This is a genomic window from Candidatus Woesearchaeota archaeon (genome assembly GCA_027858315.1).
In the GTDB taxonomy this organism is placed as follows: Archaea; Nanobdellota; Nanobdellia; order Woesearchaeales; family UBA583; genus UBA583.
Window position 1 is genome coordinate 1 of the sequence record JAQICV010000100.1, and the last position, 5,864, is coordinate 5,864.

The following is a 5,864-nucleotide window of genomic DNA, read 5'->3' on the forward strand; positions in this document are numbered from 1 at the left end:
TCCTTATCACAATATAAAACTGCATTTTTTTGAGTTTCAAAATTCATCCAAGTATTACCTTGAGCCACATTAATCGCCATTTGAACACTAATGATAGATTTAAATTCTCCTGGAGGAGAATAAAGCATTGTAATAGTTTTAGGATAAATAACATTCTCAATTAAGAAGTTATCATCTTTTTTTAGATTCTTAAAGTCATTTGGAGTCCATAAGTTTAAAGTTTCTTCTTGTCTTTGCTCTTTATTATATTCAAGTCTTTTTACTGCATTTTCAAAATTAAGTAATTTAGTATTAGAGTTTGATTCTTTCCATCTTCCTATTTTACAAAAATTCATTATAATATTAACTTCTTTAAAATTTTGAAAATAATCAACAAGCCAAATTAAAAAAGTAAATTCTGCTCTACTTCTATCATTATTAAATTTAGTTTTTGTTAATTTATCATTATACAAATCATTAAAATATTGATGGCTTTTAATTAAAGATTGAAATTTATCTAAGATTTCATTATTTGATAATGCTTTATTTTCTTTTTTCTCACAGGGAGAAGAGGAGTAAGAGTTTAAGGAAGTTTGATTTTGTTTAGTAGTTTGGTTATAGTCTTTGTTAAAATATAAAATTTTTGAGAGTCTATCTTCTGTTTGGTCTTCGTGTTTAATATTAATTGTTCCAGGTATTTTTATTCTTCTATTAATATCTTTAGTTATATTGTCAATTTCAATTATTTCATCATTAAATTTAGATTTTAATTGATTCTCTAAATTAATGATTTGTTGATATAGATTTGTATTCTTGAAATTAGTTTGGAAATCTTGATTTAATTTAAGATATACTTGTGAGCCATTTCCACTATCTACAATTAAAGATACTTTGAAATTATTTCTTTCTAAATATTCTTTTATCTTGTAGGCTTTGTTTATTGCGTGTTTATGGTCTTCATTTGTTGAGATGTGTTTTATTCTTCTTTCTTTTCTAACATCAATATCAATAACTAAACTATCTAATCTTCTAATGTCATTTATTTTAGTCTTATTTTCATCTCTTGGATTAATTGCGACGCAAGTTAAAGCATTTGAATATTTTTTACATATTTCAATAATTTCATTCTTATCTTTATGAAATTTTGAATATAGTTGAGGTTTAATACTTGAATTAGGTTTTCCAGCTCCAAAAATATGTATCCAAAATGTTTGGTGGTTTAGATAGTTTAGAAATGTTTCTATATCTTGTTTATTTATTTGATTACTCATTGAAAACACCTCTAAAAATTATTTCTTTGAGTATCTTGGCTAATTGGCTAACCCCTTTATATAAAGGGGGGATTAGCCAATAAGGATATCCAATATGGTTACTATTAACTTTAGCCAAGTTGGCTAATAGCCAGTAATTATAGCCACTTCCTTTCTCCCTGTGAGTAATAAATATTTTTTTAAGATACATTTTAATTCATTTATTCTTTTTTTAATTGCCTATTTGCTTCTTTTAATGCTGAACTTACAAGAAAATTAGTTCTTGACCTTACATCTATTTTTCTTGCTTTGTCTATAACTTTCAAAACTTCATCCTTAATTTCAATTGATATTTTAGCCATTTTCTTAAATTATATGTTTTTAATTGTGAAAAGATATTTTTTCGATATCTTTTACCTGATAGAATTAAAGTGATTTATAAGATATATATAAGGGTAGGATTTATTTTGTCTGGAAAATTGGAGTGAAAGAATAGAGGTATTGAAGAGAATTAAAAAAATTAATGATTTATTCTAAATTATTAATCATTTGTTTATGTAATAAATCAATAGGTTTATCAAAAAATAAATTTTCTATAGCTATTAAATAATAATCTTTTTTTACTTTTTGATACCAATCTGTCCACCATAAAAACCAATCACACCAAATAACAATATTTCCCCAAATACCTAAATTAGAAACAATTGTTTTTTCAGTACTATCCAACAAACCGGCATATTTAAGAGAATCATAAACAAATAATGAGTAACTATTTTGAAAAGAATTTATTTCATCATTAGACATTAAAGAATCTTCAATAGAATAAATTGTTATATCATATAAATTTGAATAGTCATCAAGTACTATATTAATATAATTAATATCATTAGTTGGGTCTATTTTATTATCTATTTGGTAAATAATTTTGTCTTTTAATGAGTTCAAATCTTGATTATTAGTTTCTGGAAATTCTTCTTCAATGATTTTTTTTAATAATTTTATAGAAGAGTGAATATCATCAATTTGTGATTTAGGTGTATTATTTATTATTTTTGCATATTGATAAGTAAAATATTCATTAAATAGATATTTTGAATTGTCTTCTACTAAATTACATTCTAAATCTATGGTTGCAAAATATAAATTATCTTTATTAAAGCCCATTTGAACATTATAATTTGGATAATCTTTTTGTAAAAGATAAGAAGGACAATCAAAAGGTTCTTTGATTTCGTCAGATGTTGAAAAAAATATGATTGTTCCTATAAGTAAAATACTTGCTAAAATACCTATTATTATTTTATCTATCATTTTTGATTTATATTATTGCTATTCTTAGCTGAATCTGTAACAGTTTTTTGAATTTCTCCTTGCATTTCAGATATTTGAACATAAGAGTCCTTTGTTACATCAACAACAGTATTACTAGTATCAAGTAGAGCTTGTCCGGTTGGATTATGGTCAAAAAAATTTATTCCTGCTCCTCCAATAAAACTAAACATAATTCCTCCTAATAAAATAAATACTCCTAAAGTACCTAATTCGAAACTCTCAGAACCAAATCCAAAAATTATTACTATTAGTCCAATTATAATTGCACCAATCCCTATTGCAAATAGTAAATGTGACATAAAATATAAAATAAATACTACTGCAACTAATCCCATTAAGCCTAAAAAAGCTATTCCTGAATTTTCATTATTTCCCATTTTTAATTTATTATATCTTTCAATATTTATAAATGTTGCTATTTGACATCATAAAGAATTCTAACTATGCTACTTACATTACAGTTTAAACTAATGTTTATAAATAACCTCAGTTATATTATAGTATGAAAAAAAGGGAAACACAAATCCTAATTAAGAAGATAATCTCCTCTTTAATGAATGGGACATCAAAATCTATAACTGAAATTTCTAAAGAAACAGACATAGATAGGACTGTAATCCCTAAATACTTAAAAACACTTCATGATAGTGGTTTAGTTATTGAAGAACAAGAAGGTACAAGTAAATTTTATACTATCATTCCTAATTTCAGAGATGATACATATTTTGGGCTACCTTTGGACAAAGAAAGAAAAGAAAATGCATATTCATTATATTTTTTAATTAGAAAATACTGGAAAGAATTTACATCTAATAAATTATCTAACACTCATGCAAAAAAAATAGCATATAAAGTTATTAAACAACATTCTGAATTAAATATTCCTTATGGATGGTACATATATGGAGGAGTTGATATACTTGCCTATGATGATTCTAGAAGTTATCAAAACTACAGATTGCCTGATGGTGTAGAAAATACTGTAAAGAAAGTTAGTGAAGAATATTCTAAAGTATGTTATGCCTGGGAAGCTAAGAAATTACAATATGAGCAAGAAAATAATCCACTATATAATATTAAAGAAGAATTATTAGCTTTGTTGTATTCGTCTAACTTTGATTCACATCCAAAGAATTCATTACATATTTTTTTGAAAAAATTAAAAACTATGATAAATTTATCTCCAAAAGTTGATAATGTGAATTATAATGAAATTATTGATTCTTATCAAGACTTAATGCTTGATATTACTAACAAACTAGATGATGAAATTATAAGAAATCATAAAAGACAAATAACTCTACTTTCTGAAGCTTTTTGGGAATATGTAGCTTTGTTTAATTTTAAAAATGATTTAAAAGATTTCTACTCCCCTAAAATCCTTACCATACATTTTAAGATGGATATTGCTCAACAAGAAGAAAAGGTTATAAATTTAGGTTCTGAATTACAAAGCCTTATACCGGATGATGAATTAGAGCCATCAAAAAAAGAATTTAATGATAAGTTATATCAAAATAAACCTATTTGCCAGGATCAATTAAAAGAACAAAAAGATTCACTTGATGATTTGAAAAAAGAAATGGGTGAAGAAAAGTTTAATAATTTTTTAAGAGAAAAATTTGGTTTATAATAATTCTTCAGGTTTTTTAATTGGGATATTTGTTCCAATTTCTTTAAAATGAACTATATTTCTTGTTATTATAAAATCGACATCTTCTCTTTCTGCAATAATTATATGTAAAGCATCATCGGAGTCTGTATCTGATTTTGTTTTTGCTTCTTGTTTTTCTTCCTGTGTGTATTTTGATTTTATAATTTTTAATTTGGTTAGTTCAAATAACATTTTTATAGAATCAATTTTACCTAATCCATAAAGCTCGTTTAATGTCCAATCAGAAATTACTATATAATGTTTACAAGTTGCAGCTGCAAAAAATAAATCTGATGCCGGATTACCAATTTTTTTACCAAACTTATTTTTTCTCTCTTCTATTGCATCAATAATTACATTTGTATCTATATATAGTTTAGGCATTTTTAATTATGAATAATAAGTTCACTTCTTTATTTAAATATTTGTTATTGGGCTGAGTTAATTTTTTTATGAAGATTATTCTATTGTTTCATAGTGTAATTCTATAATTGTAATAATTAATTTAAGTGATAATTCTTTGGAAGCATAATCTAGCCTCTTACCATGCAATATCTCATTTCGTGTTTCATCATATAGATTATAAATATGCAAAATATATTCATTAAAATAATCATGCTCTTTATTTCCAAGATATGAAACAATTGCTTTAGTAGTTAGTGGAGGATATTTTTTTATTTTATGACCACATTCTTCACATTTAAAACTAAATGATATTGTACCATTCAAATTTTTATGTTGTTCAATAAAAATTCCATCAATTTGTGATAATAAAGTAGGTATTGAAGTTTCATATAAATTATAATTATGTGATTTAATAGCTGATTCAATAATTTTAACTCTTTTTTCAAATAATGGGTTTGCTTTCAAATCATCAATTATTTTTTGAATTTGTTCATCTGTATTAATCCATTCTTCAAAAAAATTCATCATCTCATCATATTTTTCAGCTTTCCATAATTCATATAGTTTTTTTCTATCAGTAATTCCTATACAACCAACCCACTTATATTCAAAATCAGAATCATTTATTTCTTTATCTAATTGTAAAGCCTTTGCTAAATTATCAAATAGATTTTGTTGTTTTTCAAAAAATAATTGTATAGGTTTAACTGAATTAGATATTGAATTTAAAGTTGTAGTTAAATTATCCAAACCTCTAATTTGTATTCTGATTTGTTCAAAGGTATTATTGTAGGTTTGAAGTATTTGATTGAATGGTCTCGTAGACTTTGATATTGCATCCGCAATTCTCATTTGAGGTTCTAATACTTTTTTAATCAATGCAATATTTTGTTCTACTTGTTTTAATTTTTTAGTCATACTAATTCACCTCTGAAAGCTTTTTGCATTAAAGCGTCAAATAACTCTTCAACATATTCAGTTGTTTTTAGTTGTTTTTCTTTTAATTTTTCAACTTGTTCAACAATATCTGCAAATTTATTTTGAAGTTCAATTGGTGGTATAATAACATTATATTCATTTATAGTTCCTTGAGATATTTTAACCATGCTTTTACTACTACCTTTAGCACTAGATTTGATAATACATCTAAAACTATTAGTTCTCATAAGAAATTCTAAAAATTGAGATTTAATTATATTTTCATTTACTCTCATTCTAATCATTAAATCAGGATAAATTAAATC

At 24.4% G+C, this 5,864-nt stretch carries 8 protein-coding genes; 1 reads left to right on the forward strand and 7 read right to left on the reverse strand.

Translation table 11 applies throughout. The features are described 5' to 3' along the window. The 4 genes from PF569_09850 to PF569_09865 all read right to left on the reverse strand — a co-directional run. Window positions 1-1,250: AAA family ATPase (locus PF569_09850; GenBank protein ID MDA3856535.1), on the reverse strand; the 1,250-nt coding region annotated here is incomplete at its 3' end. Window positions 1,251-1,450: 200 nt separating this feature from the next. Beyond that, window positions 1,451-1,591: a DUF1778 domain-containing protein gene (locus PF569_09855; protein ID MDA3856536.1), complete on the reverse strand. Its 141-nt coding sequence runs from the start codon at window positions 1,589-1,591 to the stop codon at window positions 1,451-1,453. A 166-nt stretch (window positions 1,592-1,757) separates the two neighbouring features. Then, complete coding sequence (locus tag PF569_09860; protein ID MDA3856537.1) at window positions 1,758-2,540, reverse strand: hypothetical protein; 783 nt, start codon at window positions 2,538-2,540, stop codon at window positions 1,758-1,760. Then, window positions 2,537-2,938: a hypothetical protein gene (locus PF569_09865; protein ID MDA3856538.1), complete on the reverse strand. Its 402-nt coding sequence runs from the start codon at window positions 2,936-2,938 to the stop codon at window positions 2,537-2,539. Before PF569_09865 ends, PF569_09860 begins: the two co-directional genes overlap by 4 nt. Before the next feature lie 125 nt (window positions 2,939-3,063). Between PF569_09865 and PF569_09870 the strand changes: the two genes are divergently transcribed. Further along, window positions 3,064-4,194 carry a helix-turn-helix domain-containing protein gene (locus PF569_09870; GenBank protein ID MDA3856539.1) on the forward strand — a complete coding sequence of 377 codons (1,131 nt, stop codon included), beginning with the start codon at window positions 3,064-3,066 and terminating at the stop codon, window positions 4,192-4,194. Here PF569_09870 and PF569_09875 read toward each other — a convergent pair. From PF569_09875 to PF569_09885, 3 genes are all read right to left on the reverse strand, one after another. Continuing rightward, window positions 4,189-4,599, reverse strand: coding sequence for a PIN domain-containing protein (locus PF569_09875; GenBank protein ID MDA3856540.1), 411 nt, complete (start codon window positions 4,597-4,599; stop codon window positions 4,189-4,191). The two genes, PF569_09870 and PF569_09875, sit on opposite strands and share 6 nt — an antisense overlap. 75 nt (window positions 4,600-4,674) lie before the next feature. After that, on the reverse strand, window positions 4,675-5,538 hold the full coding sequence (locus tag PF569_09880) for a hypothetical protein (GenBank protein MDA3856541.1): 864 nt from the start codon (window positions 5,536-5,538) through the stop codon (window positions 4,675-4,677). Continuing rightward, a partial coding sequence (locus PF569_09885) for a restriction endonuclease subunit S (GenBank protein MDA3856542.1) occupies window positions 5,535-5,864 on the reverse strand: 330 nt, incomplete at its 5' end. The genes PF569_09885 and PF569_09880, both read right to left, overlap by 4 nt.